The sequence below is a fragment of the Hominimerdicola intestinalis genome (assembly GCF_054655215.1).
In genome coordinates this window covers 1-17,643 of record NZ_BAAHNZ010000018.1, presented here as the reverse complement: position 1 = coordinate 17,643, position 17,643 = coordinate 1, and the positions used below count along the sequence as shown (strand labels likewise).

Sequence of the window (17,643 nt, the reverse complement as noted above, 5' to 3'; positions counted from 1 at the left end):
CTATGCCTGTTCAGGTTTTTCGTAAAACGATTTAGTGTATGGTTAATTTAATTTTTTCTTAGTAAAAATCATATCAGAAAAATATTTGATAAGGAAAAATAAAATGTTAATTTTATTTAACTATTTGTTGCAGCTTGACAATAGAATAATAGCAGCTTTAAGCAAAATTTTAAAGATAATAAATTTCCGGGAATTATTATATAATCGTAAAATCAATAATGGCGAAAGGAGCAACTATGCTCAGGAAAAAAATTTTATCAATAGTGTCTGCTGCGGCAATGGCTATGACAATGGCTGTTGGCGGCAATGTATCTGCTAAAGATATAGGTATCAATGGTACATATACACAAGGTACGACTTTGGGGACTTTCTTCAAGCAAGACTGTCTGGGATATGAATCCATTAATTTAAATTACGAGTATGTACAAGTACCGGAAAATGCATCAGAAACATTCGGTATTCTGGCATTTGACAGCGAGTGGGGCGGATGGAACAAAACCTCTATTGGACAGTCAGGCAACCCGACAGCAAATGTTGAATACACAAGTACGGTAAACCTGAGTGATATCGAAAGTTCACTTACTACAGGCAAAGACCTTTACGGCTTTAACTTAATCACCGATAACTTTGGTGCTGGCTCGGTAAAGGTCAACTCGGTAACGCTCAATGACAAGCAAGGTCAGGAAACAACGATCACTGGCTCTTGGCATAAAGGCACAGCTTCTGCTATGACTGTAACAGGCGATGCCGATATAAAGGTTGACGCTAATGCGTACAACATATATATGTCGGGATTTTCAGGCTATGGCTTTACCAATCCAACGGTTGATGTAACGGTAAGCTACGATTCGACAGCTTCGGGGTTCAAGGAAGCAACACTTTATTATGTTGATAATTATAACACCGACCAAGAAGTCTGGACAGGAGTAGAGCAGGAAAACGCAAGATACAAGGAAGTTCAGGCAGGCAAGCAGGTAACATATTCATTCAGCATAGACGGTACCCGTCATTCGCTGTTCGCCTGCTTCGATGAATGCACCGTATCTGAAATCAAGGTCTATGACAAAACGCCTGATCCGATCGACATAACAGGAAATTGGACAAAAGGCACAGAGTCAACAATGACTTCAAGCGATCCTGACGTATGGACATACGCAGGAGCAGAAAACATCTATGTTTTCAATTTCTCATTAGCCGGCTACAGAAGCCCTACAATTGAGGTAACAGCAAACTACTCCTCAATTCCGACGGACGGCAGCTATATGCAGGCAGAGCTTTACAGCGACGGAGCTAAAATCGGCGGTTCTTTCATTCCGGTAACAGAAACAGGCACAAAAACATTTACGTTTGATGTAAGCGACACGTTGACAAAGTTTAATGTATGCTTCGATGGATGTGCAGTCACAAAGGTTAAGATCTATGACAACCGCTCACCTATTCCGGCAGCAGTCAGCGGAAAGACAGCTGATGAACTTGCAGGTATGATGGGCAAAGCATGGAATCTTGGTAACGCACTGGATTCAACAAGCAACGGAACAGTTGGAGAAACATTGTGGAATAACAAATTTCCTGTAAGCAAGGAAATGTTCGACGCAGTGAAAGACGCAGGTTTTGGCACAGTTCGTATTCCTGTGTCCTACATGGATAAAATAACAACAAACGCCGACGGAACGTACACTATTGATCCGGCATATATGGCAAGGGTACAACAGGTAGTGGACGCAGCAATTTCTGCGAATCTTTTTGTAATCGTTAACATACATAACGACGGCGGAAATGGCGTTGAGGGTATGTGGCTGGATATTACAAAAACAGGAACAGAATTTGAAGCAATTCAGAGTAAGTTCTCAGGTGTATGGTCTGACATTGCGACAACATTTGCGAACTACGATCAGAAGCTGATATTTGAGGGATTTAATGAGTTGAACAACGGCAATTACAACTCTATACCAAGTACGTTTGAAATTGCTAATGTAAACGCATTAAATCAGGCATTCGTTACTGCTGTTAGAAATACTGGTGGAAAGAATACCGATCGTGTTCTTGTTGTAGCTGGTTACAACGCAAACATTGATAACACTGTAAATGGTTTCGTAAAACCTAATGATACGGGAGAATCTAAAAGATTAATGCTTTCTGTTCACTATTATGATCCGTATGATTTTGCGCTGAATGAAAACGGAACAAATGCATGGGATTTGGCGAGCGACGGTGCAGATATGGAAAGCCAAATAATTGTGCTTGCAGATTTTGCCCTGACTAACGATATGCCTGTTTTTATTGGCGAGTATGGCGCAATCGACAAAAACAATACATCAGCAAGAGCAAACTATTATTACTGGCTGAATTATTATGCAGATAATAATGAACTTGAAGTTAAATTTGTAACTTCTTGTTGGGATAACGGTGACATCAATCAGAACGGTTTTGCGTTATTCGACAGAACAACGAATACTGTTACACCAACAGGAAGTACATTAATCAGTGCAATTATGGGAAATCCGGTTGCAAGTAATTAAAATTGAATAATAAGTTAAGTGAAAAGCTGCTGTACAAATATGTATAGCAGTTTTTATTATTGGGGATTTAAGGAGGATAAAATGAAAAAATTGAAAAATTTTCAACGTATTTTGGGTGTTCTTTTAACGGGATTCATTGCCTTGAATTCTATTAGCTTTACGGCAATAGCTGAAAGTACTGATCCAGCGTTATTTATTATTGACAGTTACACGTTAAAAGGCTATGTAGGAGATGAAACAGATATTGTATTGCCTACGGAAGTTAATGGAGTAACAATAACAACTATATGGGGTAATGCATTTAAAGATAATATTGCAATAACTTCAATTAAAATTCCAGAGGGTTATACAACTTTAGCCGGATCCGCTATTAGGAGTTGTACTTCATTAAAAAGCGTTTCTCTGCCAAATTCACTTACCGGAGCCATTGGAACTTTTCAATTCAGAGATTGTCCGGCATTGGAAAGCGTTAATGTACCATACGGTATAAATCGTTTAAACAGTTATGCATTCTATGGGTGTACAAACCCAAATTTAGTTATTGATATTCAGAGTGTGAATATAACAACTGTTGGCTCTAATGCATTTACAAATGTAACAGGAACCATAAATACATATTCGCAAGAGGTATACGATCTTGTAAAAGGAAAAGCGACAACAGCAAATGTTGTGTTGCTTTCCGAAGATAAATTTGCCGATTTAAAAACCGCTGTTAATGAAAGTAAGAGCTATGTTCAAAACAGTGCTTTATATACAGAAGAATCATATAAAAAATTATCAGAAGCAGTTGAATCGGGAAATACATTGCTTTTAAATGAAAATGCAGAGAAATCAGAAATTGATGATGTGACATCTGCAATAAATAAAGCAATCAGCGGTCTTGAATTAAAAAAATATAGTGAGTTTGATAGGGTATATGAACAAGCCTATGATATAGTTCAAAATCATCGTTATGAATATACTCATGATTCATGGTTAAAATTATCAACCTCTGTTGCACAAGCTAAAGAATATAAAGAGAGTGTTATCGGAGAAATAAACGAATACATTCAAAAACAAATTAACGATTTGACAAGCAGTATGCAATGGCGGTTAGAGGCTTTAGTTCCTCTTGATAAAACAGAAGTTTTCAACGAATTACAGCAAACAATCACAACTGCCGAATCATACGGCTCAGAGGATTTTACAGAGGAAAGCTATGCGGAGCTTGCAAAGGCGTTGGAATCAGCTAAGGCATTAACAGAGGAATCCTCGTTTGAGGATTTAGCTATAGCAAAACAGGCGATAGATACCGCTTTGGAAAACCTTGAAATCAAGCCGGGTATCGAAGAAGAAGCCGGAGAACCTTTCACAGTTATCAACAAAAATGCTGTTGAAACAACCCTCGGAGAATTTACGGCGGACGATAAAACAGCAGGTGCGACAAAAATCAAGATAACGTTCGACTGTGCGAGCGATGTTTCATTCAACCAGTATGCAAGCTTAGAAGCAAAGGCAACAATCGCCGGAACGGAAAGCTATATGAAATTTGTGGGTACAGATACCACAGAAACAGCGGGAGCAAAGGGATTTGCGATTGAATTACCGTTGACAAATGCAATTAATTCGGGCGACGAAGTGAAGCTTATAGCGTATACATGGGCATGGGCGAATGCAAGCGACTATGTTTACGGAATAACCAAAATCGAGTATATCAACAGCGTTGGGCAAGTATTAAAAGCTGTAACCGACAGAACTATCGCACTGGACGAGTTGAAAACAGCAATCGCAGAAGCGGAATTGATAAGCGGAGAAACCTACACCGAGGAAAGCTATGCAGCACTTACAGCCGCTTTAACAGCCGCAAAAGAACTGCCGGACGAAGCTGAAAAAGCAGACATCGAAGCCGCTAAAACAGCACTTGAAACGGCTGTTACAGGACTTGTTGAAAAGACGGATGATTCTTCGTCAGAGCCTTCATCAGAATCAATTCCTGATTCAGAATCAACGCCAGGTTCCGAAAGCTCGTCCGATACAGACGCCGATTCCTCATCAAAAACAGATTCCAAAACCGATAATTCGTCGAGTAAAACCGACGATTCTAATAACAGCACAACATCATCAAAGACAGATTCTACAAGCTCAAGCAAGGCAGGAACAACGAGCAATGCCAACTCAGGAGCCAACGGATCGTCCAACCCCAACACCGGAGCAGCTTCGGCTACGGCAGCGGGAATAATCTTATTGTCTGCAATCGGCGTTATCACAAGAAAGAAATAAACCTCCTTTACATTGGGTTAAAAATTTAACACCTCTTTACTTGGACGCCGAAAGCAAAAACAAGGGTACAGATTTCTGTACCCTTGTTTTGTTTTCATTTCCAATTTTTCAAACCGTCTGCAGCCGCTTATGATTCTTACTGCTTTTCAAGTTTTTAATTGGCATACTGTATAAAATCGTTATGTAAAATTATATAAATATGTAGAAAATATAAAGTAAATGCTCTAAATTTGGCAAATTGTATTGAATTTAACATAATCATGTGGTATAATTTCATTAAAGTAAATTAATTATTTTGTAATGATAAGATGTATATCGGACGATAAAATAACGGAGGTTTAAAAATGGCTAAGATTATAAGTAAGATTGATGAGATAACCGGAAAAACAGAACAAGATCAAATTTTGAAGGAACAGTTTAGCTTTCTTCAGAAAATGGCACAGGCAAAGTGCGATCAGTTTGAAGCAGAATTAAAAAGTATGTTTACAAGCGGTGGGGCTTCTGAGTGTGAAGTAGTAGGAAATCGTGCGATAGCATATTACAAATGCCAGCATGTTGATATAAAAGCTGGATGCGGTACGGCAATAAGAGAAGCTATCAATATGTTTTTCAGCGGCGGAGATGATGTGAAAAACGGTTTTCAAAAAATTGTTGAAACTGCGCTCGACACATTGATCGGAAATACTTCAATTGGAGAACATGAAGAAAAAATGTTTTTTGTTTATCCGGAAAACTTTGCTATTGTTCGTGTCGACGTTAAATGTTATAAATATTGTTTTTCTTCAAGCGGTGTTATTGCAAAGTCAGAAAATGTATTCTGCTACACTATGGCAAAATCTATTGTTGATCATACTAAACTCACAATAGATGAACTGCTGTACATGGTAGTAGAAATGATTGGCGCAGAAAAAATAGATGAGGTTGAAGCTTTTATCAAGCAGTTGAAAAATATATGGAAAATGCTTGAAGATAAAAACCCTAATGAAGTTATGAACGTAGCGTTGAATAATATAAACTAATAGCTGTTTGTTAAATAGAGCAGCAGGTATAAAAACATATTGACAAGTGTCTATCTGTATGTTATAATTTCATATAGACGAATTTCTATATGAGGTGAATATTTATGAACAGAATAGATTATGCGTTGATATTTAAGGCTCTTGGTGATGTTACACGGCTTCAGATTGTGCAAATGCTCTCTGAGGGAGAAATGTGTGCATGCAGACTGCTGGAAAAATTTGAAATTACTCAGCCTACCCTGTCGCACCATATGAAAATATTATGCGAATGCGGTATTGTAATTGTAAGAAAAGAGGGTAAATGGTCTCATTATTCATTATCATTTGATAAGCTCTCTGATATTAAGCAATTTATAATAAATTTAGAGAGCTGCAATGGGGGTAAAAATAAATGAGCATGGTATGGGACTTTATACAGAATCAGATCTTGGGGATGGAGTGGTTAAACGATATTATAGGCTTAATATTATCTTTCTTCGGACTTGATTTAAGCGGAAGAATCGGTTCAAGTATTCAATTTTTCATATATGATACAGTAAAAATAAGTATACTTCTTGTAACACTTATATTTATAATCAGTTATATACAGACTTATTTCCCGCCGGAAAGAACTAAAAGAATACTGTCAAAATACAGCGGTATTGCAGGAAATATAATCGCAGCACTTTTAGGTACTGTAACACCGTTTTGCTCCTGTTCGTCAATTCCGATTTTCATTGGATTTACAAATGCCGGGCTTCCGTTAGGCATGACCTTTTCTTTTCTTATATCTTCCCCCTTGGTTGATTTAGGCTCACTTGTTTTGCTAATGAGCGTTTTCGGATGGAAAATAGCTGTCGCATATGTCATTGTAGGGCTTGTTATTGCAATTATAGGAGGAACAGTCATCGGCAGCATGAATATGAAAGACCAGACTGAACCTGAAATTTTCGGTAAGACTGAAGCACTGGATAACACTGATTATAGCAGCAGGCTTGTTCGCTGTAGATTTTCATTGAAAGAAGCATGGGAAACATGGAAATATGTCATTAAATATATTCTTATAGGAGTTGCAATAGGCGCTGTTATTCATAACTGGCTTCCGGAAAGCTTTATTCAGAGCGCTCTGGGTGAAAGCAATGCATTTTCTGTTATTATTGCCAGTGTTATTGGTATACCAATGTACGCAGACATTTTCGGAACAATACCAATCGCTGAGGCGCTGTATTTTAAAGGCGTTGGAATTGGAACAGTGCTGAGCTTTATGATGGGAGTAACAGCGCTTTCTCTGCCATCTATGATAATGCTGAGAAAGGTAGTTAAACCTAAGCTGCTGGCTGTGTTTATAGGCATTGTGACGGCAGGTATTATAATAATGGGTTATCTGTTTAATATAGTCGGAGGAATGTTTATATGAATAATTATATCGAAGGATGCTGTCCTAAAAAAAGCTGCAAAAACAATGGCAATTGTGCTGCTTGCATAAAAAAGCATAAGAACACTGACAGTTTGCCGTATTGCCTGTTTCCGGATAATAATGGAGATAAGAGCTTGAAACATTTTTATGAGGTATTAAAAGATAGATTTGAAAATAGTGTTTCATAAGTATTATTTAAAAAGAAATATAAATATCAAATTGGTACCATATAAGCCTAACCCAAAAAAGCATAAGCCGATATGTGATTTAACGCGGATGTTTGCTAAATACACAGTGAAAATGGTACAATAGAAACTGGATTCCAATTATGACAGTCTGAAAAGATTGACTAGGCTTAAGATTTAAACAGACGGTTTATACTTACAACAGCAACGGCAACCAGATAAAAAAGGCTGCTGACGGCAAAACTTAAATCAACACTTATAACTGTCAAAATCAGCGCAGGATTATTATTACGGCTCAATAGGCGATACTGATACTCCGGCAATAAACTTTGAAAGAGATTATTTAATGGGAGGAAATCAGGAAGCATATGAACTTAATTTTGAATTAAGCAGCTTAGGATTAGGGATAGTCATGCCGGCAATAAATTCATACAGCATAATAGCAAAGGCTTTTCCGGCAAATAATTTGTCAAGAGTAATGATCGCAGAGTATGGAAAAACATACATATCAATCGGAACAGGATTTGCGACAGACTACATGACATCGGAGCTTAACCTGAATCCGTCGCAGAGGATGATAACAGGAATAGCTTCCGGAGTGCTGATGGATCATGGGCTTAATAAGGCTGATAATTACTTTAATTGGTCGGGATTAAGACAGAAGAGTGATCTAAGTTATGTTGGTAAAACGGATGTAGACGATATAAATATAGCTGAGATGCCGGATGGGGTTATGAAGTCTGTTCATATTAATGAGTTTGATACAACTAAACCAAGTGGTAAATACAATGTCAATTCAGAACCTTTGGGGCATAAAACCAAAATAAGTAAAAAAGTTGATGAAGCAACCAGACGTTCACTAGAACGTGAAAATGAGGCAGCCAGAATTTTAGCACAAAATGGATATAAAATTGAACAAAATCCTAATTTAAGTAATACATCAAGAAACCCTGATTATTTAATAGAGGAAAATATTTTTGATTGTTATTCATCAGCTGAAAAAACACCCTCAAATAATATACGTTCTACAATTTATGAAAAAGTAATGATAAAACAGCAAACAGAAAGAGTGGTACTTAATTTAAATGATTGGATTGGTAATGTAGACGATATATTAAATGCATTATATGATAATCCAATTGCAAATTTAAAAGAAGTGCTTGTTGTTCGGGATGAAAAAGTTTTTGGAATTTATCCATAGGAAAAGAGGAGTTTATATGTCAATAGACGTAAGTGCAAAAATACAAAAAAATTTTATTAATGTAAAAGATATTGAATTGTATATAAAGGACTTTTTTTTAGTAATCGAAAATTTGAATAAACAAAGTTTAGGAAATGTCACTATGTTTTCTGATTTTTATAATGACAATAAAATAATAATATATTTTACTGAAAATGAAAACGCAGTATACAATTCGTTATTTTTTAAAGAAGAATTTAAATATTCACAATCGCTACTTTTTGATATCAAAAAAGATAATATATCAACAAGAGAATTTGTGACAATTATTAACTTTTGTAAATATATAAGAAAAAAGATAAATAGTGATATTTTAATTACATCAAATGTTCATGACGAAATATGCATAGTGAAAATCAATGAAATTATTTTTTCTGATTCAGCAAAAGAATTGAAAGAATCGTATTCTTAATTATAAAACAAATTAATAAACGCAAAAGCGGCGGCAAGGATTTCAAGAATTATAGAGATGAATTAAATCCTGGCAGCAAAAGACAATCAACAGGATTTAATGTATATACTAAATTAAATGGAGATACAAAAGAAAATAATATTGGTAGAATCTTTTCTTCATTTAGTAGTTTGGTGAAAAAAACTCAGAAGGTTGCTAAAAGTACAGAAATGATAGACATGTTTAGTACAAAATCTAAAGGTAATAAATATATAGATAAATGGACTGATAGTGATGGAAATTACGCAATGTGGAATTAAAATAAGATTTAAAAAATTTTTAAAGATGATATTGATAATATCAATATGCTTATTTATAATATTTCTGCACAATAATTTTAAGAAACCAGAAATAAATACGTTATCTGATCTTAGTGATTTATTGCGTATTGACTTGACTAATGATATTTACTATTTATATGATATTGAGTATAGTTATTATCAAGGAGAAACCACATTAAATCTTTATTATAGTATAACGGATGTAACACTGAATAATAAAGAATACTATCAATTTCGTACTGACTATAATCCTATGCCATCATTAACAAGTATATCGCTTACTAACGAAAAATTTCTGAAAAAGAATAATGTTACTGAAAGTGAAATATCATATATGAATACAAGATTTTCTGAATATAAAATAGATAATTTATTTGGAAAGTTATCTGCACAAATCGACGTGCATATTCATATTATAAAACCTCAAAATAATGATGAAAATTGCAAAATTATACTGTCGACAAGTATACCTGGATTGAAAATTAATATAAGTCAACGGGATTTGTTATTTTCAAAGTATGAATCTAAAAATCTTTAATTATCCTTTATTTACTGCCATACCCCCCTTGTCACCATGACACGGGAAAGTTAATAAGAAAAAGGAATATATATAAATACAAAGAGAAGTGTATAGATCAATATTAATTAGTTTACGGAGCTATTTCATAATGGATATAAAATTTTTTGAGCGACACAAAAAAGCTATGCGGAGAATTGTAATTTTGCTGATAGTAATTGTGGTATATTATATATTTGCCGTTATATCTTTTCATATTACAGCTTCGCAATATGATGAGGACGCAGCTTTAATTGAAAAATTCTCTTTTATATCGACAAGTCAGAATATAGTAAGGTGCTCCGTTCAGAAAGACAGTCTTAACGCCCGATATGTCTGCAATAGTTCTCAATACAGAGAAACTGATGTTATAGAGTTAAAGGTAAAACCGTTTTCTTATTACTACGGTATTTTAGACTGTAATGGTAAGGGTTCATTGTTTAAAACGATAGGTTATCAATTCCAATCCTTACCCTTTTATCAGCATATGTTACCGTACAAACAGTTAGCTTTTATTCACCCTGCAAGCTATAATAAAGATACTATTGTATATGATAGTTATGCATATTTAGGCAAGCAGCTTGAAATATCATTTGATAAAGCTTACTCATACGATGAGGTTTTAAAGATATTTAAAGATTCAAGAAGCTATTCGGTAAAATTCTGCTGGGTAGATACATATGATCCTGATGAAATATCCGATGATGATATATTTTCATTAGGGATTCCTTGGGACAATGACAGCGATTTTAAGCAAGCCTACGGATTCATGTGCTATGATCGGAATTATGTAGAAAGGATAGAAATTGAAAATCCTGATGAGAAATTTGTTCAGATTTTAAAGGAAAACAAGATAGTTGAGGGCAGCTATAAGTCCGGAAGCTATATGTCCGGACAGATTGAAAAAGCCAAAAACGCTTTGATGACAAAGTATAACGGAAGCTTTACTGCTGACGATTTAGAGATCATAGGAGTTGTTCTTGACAAAAAGGACGGTAAAGAGTTTACCGACGAAAATGTGGAATGGCTGCTTAAATATTATGATTGTATAAAGCATATTGCCGCTTATGACTGATGATTAATTTAAAGCGTGTATCTGAAATGTTGATACACGCTTTAATTTTTTACTTTGGTTCCATTGGAACCGAAGTTATATAATAACTTTTTTAATAAGACACAAAAATGTAAACAAAGCATTCACAAGGATTCTAGGGACTGGATTGTATTATAAATTTTCATATCTCATTTGATAAAATATCCAGTAGCTATTTTAGCCGCTTCTTTTGCACCGTTCGCAAAAAATTGCTTCAGTTGCTGCATGATAATATAAGTTGTATTCAGATACTTTCCTGATCTCTTCTGCATTTCAAATCAATTAGGCATATGGCATATAGTCACCTTCGTATGCCATAATAATTCAGCACATCTTCTTTCAGCCTATAATAATCATCAACAACAGCTTGACTATTTGTAAAAATTTCATTGCTGCAGTAATCTGAAAATAATTTTGATTCCATGACTTTCGTTTCTGTCTGAGACAGATCGAACCATGTGTACTGATGTTTGTCCGCACAGATCATAGTATAATTACCGAAATCAATGGATTGGGCAAAAATCAGATAAGTGTGCCCGGGTTTCATAACGTTCAAACCGCCATAATCAAATATAAATTGCTGCCTGTTTTCCTCCGGCGTTACTTCTTCATTTAAACATGTACTATGATAAATTCTTTTGTTAAATTCTTCAGGCGTTTCAAAATAAAATCCGCCGGAAAACAACATTTGCATAGTTTGACCGGTCAATTTTTCATCGCCGTCAATAACCTCGTCAATTACAATTTCCTGTTGAAAGCTTCTGTCATATAAATAATAACTGTCCTTTGCGGTTGCTATAATAATCTGTTTATCAAAAAAGAGATTTTTTAAATTTGAATACATATTATCAAAAAAATCAATATAATCTTCGGCAGACTGATTTAAAACTGCGTCTTCTTCTGAAATAATATATGTATTAGAATTTATTTTGCCTATTTCTTCATAGGTTTTTTCTCCGATAAAACCTGCATCGCTTTGTTTGCTTGTTACTACTCCGCAAATACAGCAAGCAATCAAAATAATTGCTGCCTGAATTGAAATAAACAGCTTCAAGATAGTTCCTCCTCAGCATAACATTTGCCCTCACAAATAAAATATTTCTCATCGCAAAGTTGAGAAATATCCTCCTTATTGTGGCTTGCAATTACAATTATTGCATTGCGCTGTACTGCCCTTTCGCATAAATCGTATATTTGCTTAACCGCGTTTTCGTCTAAAGCGTTTGTTGGTTCGTCCAGAAGAATAACGTCGGGATTTTCCATAAACGCTTGGGCAAGAACTAGCTTCTGGCGCATACCCAAAGAATATTTTCTCACCTTGCGTTTGTCATCAGGATCAAGTCCAACAGCTTCCATTGTAGACTTTATTTGTTTATCGTCAATTATCTTACGAATATCTGCCAGCATTTTAAGATTTTTAAATCCGCTGAATTCAGGGTATAGCCCAATATTTTCAATCACAAGGCTTAGTCCGGGAATTAAGTCGATATCCTTATACAATTCTTTGCCATTATATAATATTCTCCCTTCAGACTGTTTCATCAGGCCTGCAATGCTTCTGATCAGCATGGTTTTTCCTGAGCCGTTCTTGCCGACCAAGCCATATATTTTTCCCCCCACCAATTCAAGATTTATATTGTCGAGAATAACGTTATCCTTTATTCTTTTTGTAAGTCCTTCAATTGTTATTTTGTTCATTCTTATATCTCCTTGTTACTTAATCCAATATCCATTTTTCTTACCGATATATATCCCAGTGATAAAACAAGTATGATGCTTGTTATCTGTACAAAAAATCTTATTGTATCAAAACCGCCCCCAAAAGCGCGTATGTATGACGAGAATGGATTGACAGACATCAGTACAGCATTACTAAATCGGGTTACATATCCTGCTCCCAAAAGACAAAAAATTATTCCTATTCCTGCCGAATACCCAATGCTGCTTCCGAATAAAATAACTAAAGTATTTATTATTATAGCCCCAACTATACCAATTTGAATAACAGAGATACATATATTAATCGACGACACAATATTTTGAATTGTTATTAGATTTGATGAAAAACCGAAGCTGATACAATATTTAGTAAGTGTGAAAATTACAGAATAAATTACAGCGTACACTGTTAATCTTAAGCAATGACTTATGTACCATTTAATACGACTTTTTTGTCTGGTGAAAATGTAAACGCCGCCAATCATTAAATCATGGTAAAAATAAGTTCCGTAAAAAACAGAAAACAAAACAGGTACTATGCAGCCAACGCAAAAGCCCTGCAAAAACACTTCGTCAGCACTTTCAGAGCCAAGTATTGACTGCATAATGTTACCGAAAATTTGATTGGTGTTTGTTACTTCAAAAATTTCAGCGGCGGAGAAAATCAGAACTATCGGAAAAGATAAGAAAGCAAAATATATTTTTTTCATTAGTAATACCTCAGGTTTTTATTCATCTCTAATCGAATTGATTCCGTTTGATCTTACAATATATAAGTGTAATAGAAACAGCCAGCATAAGCGCACAGAAAGCAAGGACAATAAAATAATTTTTGCCCATTAATGAGTTAACTGTAAAGTAATTCATTATATTAAGATTAACAAAATTATGATTATAAGACAAAACGGCTTCATTGCTTTGCTGAAGTCCAAGAAACACAATAATTTCCATGGGAAGAGCCGATAGTATAGCGAATCTTTCTATCCCAAGAGAAATTGAATAAGATAGAACGCCGCATAAGCCAATAAATATACTTAATGCAACTGCAAACAAGACTGTATACATAACAGGGTGTTCAAAAAATAATCTTGCAAAAGTAATCGTATATGGATAGTTCGTTTGTTCAGACAGCAGCTTAGGAGAAATTTGTGTCAACGCTGTAAAATAAGTATTCCAGCCGTCATATTTCGTACTTTGAAAGAAAATATTGTTTAAAGTTATATTAGTTAGCAGCGGCAACAAAGTTACCGTAAAGCTGCCTGCAAATGAACACAACGCTTGTGATATATAATATTTCTTTATACCAAATCGTGAAAAATACAAAGGCGAAGAATGCAAACTCCGATTGGAAGTATGTATCGTTGAAAACGGAAGAACTGCAATGCTATTTTGTGCGGAGTTCCAAAACTTATTCGTTTTTTATTCTCTTTTTCTTAATGTTTTATATACAGTGGTTATTTTGTGTCTTACAAGCAAGTAGCGAGGGGAAATCTTACGGAACTCCGCATAAGCTTTTGTACCATACCTCCTCTTAATATGTGTGACAAAAGTAAAACCCAGTCTGGTAACAGGCTGGGTTTTGTTTTTTTATGAAGTCTTATATTTATTATATTAATTCATATGTAATGTTTATATTAAATATGCACAACAACATAGTTGTTTTTTTAATAAAAATGTAGAAAACGCGTTTATATCTGCTAAAACTTACCTAAAAGTATTGATTTTAACTTTAAGCTGATGTATAATGATAATATAGTTAACTATAAAATTTTTTTGCTCTACAGTAGAGTATGGTATGGGGTATTTTGTTCAAAAATATTAGGTTAATATTTTATTAATCGAAAATTATAGGAGGAATTATGATAAAATTATTTAAAAAGATTGCAGCAATGAGTGCCGCCGTTTTGATAACGGCTTCTATTTCTGCTGTAAGTGTGAATGCAGTTGTACTTGATAAATCGTTTGATCAATCAAATTCATATCTTCATTCTATACAGACTTACAGCTATGATTCGTTAACAAATGCAACCAGCGCTACTAATATGACCATATGCCGAAAGGACAACTATACGGCTATTCTTTCATGCGCTGAAATAAGGAATGCTTTGGGCAGCATATACAGCAATAAAACTGATTTCAGACCGGAGGCTGATAACGGATCATTTTTAAGGGTAACCGCACAAAAGAATATATACTATGAGGGTCTTTATGCTCGTTACTGGTCATATGTTCAAGATGAAAATGGAAATAATAAGGGCGAGGTTGACATAACAAGAAAAATAGTATTTTAATTTCTGTCCGGCTGAGAGGCAGGATATTAATTTTGCCTCTCAGAATATTTTACAGGAGATAATATATGCTTTTAAGAATACTGCGGAATTTATTTAAAGACAATAAGCTCCTTTTGTTATTTATGGTTATGACTTCGGTATTGACCGCTGTAATAGGCTGCTTTATTTACGGCGTTTATGAAAACTATCGTAATAACCTCTTAATAGGAGAATCTAAGACAACCACCGTTAAAATTGAAGCGAACGAATGGAGCGGATGGATGACTTCAAGAACCGATTTGCTTACATTTAATACCAAAGAAGAGGAGCTGAATGATTTGTTTCGGTATAATAATTTCAGCTCTATAACTAAAGGAGATATTTCAAAAGTCTTGAAAGAAATCCCGGAGTCAATGTACGAAGAAATCGAATGGATTTACTGTTCCGGAACATTTGAAAACGATCTTTTTGGGCTTGCGCCCTTTGATTTCATTTTTAAACTGACCGATAAAGGTATTGTAAATGTTATGGAAAATCCATCTGAATATGATCTGACTGACGAGGAATATATTAATGGAGAAAAACATATTGTTGTTTCTGACGATTTTCTTAACGATACAAAAACAATATTTACAGGAACTTTATCTTATGACAGTAATGAGGCAAGAACCTTGACCGGTATAGGCGATAAGGTAAGCATATGCGGAACTGAGTATACTGTTTCAAATACTATACCCAGTGGTGTAAGAAATGTTTTTTATTCTATTCCCTTTACTTCTCTTCCGGACAAAACTATACTTAATGCTGTTGTCAGTATTCAATTCATACGTCCTGTTACATACAATCAGTTTGTTACTATTGATAATATAGTAAACAGCACAATGGCAGATCACGGTCATGTTGTGGATATGGATCTTTCGGCAATAACCGATTTTGCATATTACAGAACAATAATATTTATTACCGCAGCAGTCGCTCTTCTGTTTGCTGTAAACCTTGCAGTTTTATATAAATACATAATTGAATGCAACAAAAAGCGAATAACGGTTTTTCGGCTGTGCGGAAGTACTAGAGGAAGATGCATAGCGCTGTTTCTTGGTCAGGCTGTAACAGTTATCTCGCCGGGATTTATTTTGTCGCTTTACGCATTTCATAAATTGCTGTACCCGAAAATGGTGGAGATATTTCCCAATTCAATAAACTGCCTTAATTTCAATAGATATGTATGTATTTTTGCAGGATATATTGCGGTTTCGGCAATAGTATTGTTTGTCATGCTGATAAGAAATATAAGCAGAAAGCTTAACTTTACGGAGGCAAACATATGAATTTTTCGTTTAAACTTACCAAAAGTACTCGTATTCTAAACATTTTGATCGCAATTCAGCTTGCTGTGGTTTTTGCGCTGATTATTATAATGCTGTCAGCGTTAAAGGATAGAACAGTTTATTATTCGCAGTTTGAAGAAGCGCTTTCTCAGAACGGTATCTGCATAATGCCTAATATAGGTAAGGATGATCTTAAATATGATGAGGATATATTAAGGGATTTTGATAAAGCAACTGCTGTAACCGGCGGCAAGGCAAATCTTGTTATTATGGATTCTGACGATGGTTCTGACAAAAGCGGATATATAAACTATTACAGCCAAGAAATAATGAAAGAACTGCCTCCGTATCTTAAAGAGGGAAAGCTTCCAGACGCTGATAGTGAAATTCCTCAGTGTGTGGTATGTGATAATTTCGGATATAAAACAGGAGACATAGTTGAGCTTAAAGATTGGGACGGAGTATCCTTTAAAATACAGATATCCGGTATTATGTCAGACTATCAGTATATTTATGGTACAGGCGGACCTGATTTATATAACTACACAGGTGATTTTCGGAACTTTTATTATCAACTAAATTCAGCTATGCGCAGTCATCCGCTGTTTATTTCTACAGATAAAATAATGGATAAGGTAGGTTCAAAGGGCTGCTACAATTTTTACAGTTTAATTATAGTAAATTTCCCCGAGGGAGCTTATTCGAAAATTGAGATAGAGAATATGACCTCTGAGCTTGGCTATAGATATTATTATGATACAGATTATATTTATGAAAAAAGCGAACAATACGTGAATCAGGAGCTGTATACACTTTTCCCTATAGCGCTCAGCATATTGATAATTACCATATTTACTGCAATTATAACTACCGTAGTTACTACAACACAGAATCTAAGAAGCTATGCAGTACTTTATTTGTGTGGTGCTACATGGAAAAGATGTTCTGTAATTAATTTTATTAACTATATAATAGTTGTAATTTTCACCATTTTTGCTGACGCCTTATTTTTTATTATCGGAAAATACACGTTTCTGAAACAGACCGTAATAACCATAAGTGTGGAATACATCGGCATTTGTGCAATAATTCTTGCTCTGTTCCTGTTGCTATCAATTATAATTCCTTTATTGGTTGTAAGAAATAAGCAGCCCAGAGATGTACTTAAAACTGAGTTTAGAAATTGATCGGAGAAACAAGATGATAAAATTAAACAACATCACAAAAATTTACAACCCTAAGAAATCCAACGAATTTGAAGCGCTGCACGATGTTTCATGCGAGATAGATGACGGCGAGCTTGTTGCGGTTATCGGTAAATCAGGAG

Annotated in this window: 17 protein-coding genes; 13 read left to right on the top strand and 4 right to left on the bottom strand. The window is 34.9% G+C overall.

Translation table 11 applies throughout. The features are described 5' to 3' along the window. The first annotated feature begins 236 nt into the window (after positions 1-236). From ACYQ0H_RS11890 to ACYQ0H_RS11845, 10 genes are all read left to right on the top strand, one after another. A complete protein-coding gene (locus tag ACYQ0H_RS11890; RefSeq protein WP_459813042.1) occupies positions 237-2,519 on the top strand; it encodes a glycoside hydrolase family 5 protein in 2,283 nt (760 codons plus the stop codon). Between the two features lie 81 nt (positions 2,520-2,600). After that, positions 2,601-4,778 (top strand): leucine-rich repeat domain-containing protein, encoded by a 2,178-nt coding sequence (locus tag ACYQ0H_RS11885; protein ID WP_459813040.1) that lies wholly within the window; start codon positions 2,601-2,603, stop codon positions 4,776-4,778. A 344-nt stretch (positions 4,779-5,122) separates the two neighbouring features. Beyond that, positions 5,123-5,797, top strand: a complete 675-nt coding sequence (locus ACYQ0H_RS11880) for a hypothetical protein (RefSeq protein ID WP_459813039.1) — start codon at positions 5,123-5,125, stop codon at positions 5,795-5,797. Between the two features lie 104 nt (positions 5,798-5,901). Continuing rightward, complete coding sequence (locus ACYQ0H_RS11875; RefSeq protein WP_459813038.1) at positions 5,902-6,192, top strand: ArsR/SmtB family transcription factor; 291 nt, start codon at positions 5,902-5,904, stop codon at positions 6,190-6,192. Further along, entirely contained in the window at positions 6,189-7,193 is a 1,005-nt protein-coding gene (locus ACYQ0H_RS11870; RefSeq protein WP_459813037.1) for a permease, read from the top strand. Before ACYQ0H_RS11875 ends, ACYQ0H_RS11870 begins: the two co-directional genes overlap by 4 nt. Then, complete coding sequence (locus tag ACYQ0H_RS11865) at positions 7,190-7,381, top strand: hypothetical protein (protein ID WP_459813036.1); 192 nt, start codon at positions 7,190-7,192, stop codon at positions 7,379-7,381. Before ACYQ0H_RS11870 ends, ACYQ0H_RS11865 begins: the two co-directional genes overlap by 4 nt. 343 nt (positions 7,382-7,724) lie before the next feature. Next, positions 7,725-8,579, top strand: a complete 855-nt coding sequence (locus tag ACYQ0H_RS11860) for a CdiA C-terminal domain-containing protein (protein ID WP_459813035.1) — start codon at positions 7,725-7,727, stop codon at positions 8,577-8,579. Between the two features lie 16 nt (positions 8,580-8,595). Further along, positions 8,596-9,030 carry a hypothetical protein gene (locus tag ACYQ0H_RS11855; protein ID WP_459813034.1) on the top strand — a complete coding sequence of 145 codons (435 nt, stop codon included), beginning with the start codon at positions 8,596-8,598 and terminating at the stop codon, positions 9,028-9,030. A gap of 270 nt (positions 9,031-9,300) precedes the next feature. Then, a complete protein-coding gene (locus ACYQ0H_RS11850) occupies positions 9,301-9,888 on the top strand; it encodes a hypothetical protein (RefSeq protein ID WP_459813033.1) in 588 nt (195 codons plus the stop codon). Positions 9,889-10,072: 184 nt separating this feature from the next. Continuing rightward, positions 10,073-10,981, top strand: a complete 909-nt coding sequence (locus tag ACYQ0H_RS11845; RefSeq protein ID WP_459813032.1) for an anti sigma factor C-terminal domain-containing protein — start codon at positions 10,073-10,075, stop codon at positions 10,979-10,981. A 319-nt stretch (positions 10,982-11,300) separates the two neighbouring features. Here the strand turns inward: ACYQ0H_RS11845 and ACYQ0H_RS11840 are convergent, their stop codons facing one another. Genes ACYQ0H_RS11840 through ACYQ0H_RS11825 form a run of 4 tightly spaced genes read right to left on the bottom strand, consistent with a single transcriptional unit; the run spans position 11,301 to position 13,960 of the window. Next, complete coding sequence (locus tag ACYQ0H_RS11840; RefSeq protein WP_459813031.1) at positions 11,301-12,053, bottom strand: hypothetical protein; 753 nt, start codon at positions 12,051-12,053, stop codon at positions 11,301-11,303. Beyond that, positions 12,050-12,697, bottom strand: coding sequence for an ABC transporter ATP-binding protein (locus tag ACYQ0H_RS11835; protein ID WP_459813030.1), 648 nt, complete (start codon positions 12,695-12,697; stop codon positions 12,050-12,052). The genes ACYQ0H_RS11840 and ACYQ0H_RS11835 overlap by 4 nt, the downstream gene beginning before the upstream one ends. Before the next feature lie 2 nt (positions 12,698-12,699). Further along, a complete protein-coding gene (locus tag ACYQ0H_RS11830; protein ID WP_459813029.1) occupies positions 12,700-13,428 on the bottom strand; it encodes a hypothetical protein in 729 nt (242 codons plus the stop codon). Between the two features lie 28 nt (positions 13,429-13,456). Then, the gene (locus ACYQ0H_RS11825) at positions 13,457-13,960 is read right to left on the bottom strand and encodes a hypothetical protein (RefSeq protein ID WP_459813028.1); all 504 of its coding nucleotides are present in this window, start codon (positions 13,958-13,960) and stop codon (positions 13,457-13,459) included. A 617-nt stretch (positions 13,961-14,577) separates the two neighbouring features. Here ACYQ0H_RS11825 and ACYQ0H_RS11820 point away from each other — a divergent pair. The 3 genes from ACYQ0H_RS11820 to ACYQ0H_RS11810 all read left to right on the top strand — a co-directional run bounded on the left by ACYQ0H_RS11820 (position 14,578) and on the right by ACYQ0H_RS11810 (position 17,503). Then, entirely contained in the window at positions 14,578-15,009 is a 432-nt protein-coding gene (locus ACYQ0H_RS11820; protein WP_459813027.1) for a hypothetical protein, read from the top strand. Between the two features lie 65 nt (positions 15,010-15,074). Then, positions 15,075-16,316: an FtsX-like permease family protein gene (locus tag ACYQ0H_RS11815; protein WP_459813026.1), complete on the top strand. Its 1,242-nt coding sequence runs from the start codon at positions 15,075-15,077 to the stop codon at positions 16,314-16,316. Beyond that, entirely contained in the window at positions 16,313-17,503 is a 1,191-nt protein-coding gene (locus ACYQ0H_RS11810) for a hypothetical protein (RefSeq protein ID WP_459813025.1), read from the top strand. The genes ACYQ0H_RS11815 and ACYQ0H_RS11810 overlap by 4 nt, the downstream gene beginning before the upstream one ends. Positions 17,504-17,643 lie beyond the last annotated feature (140 nt).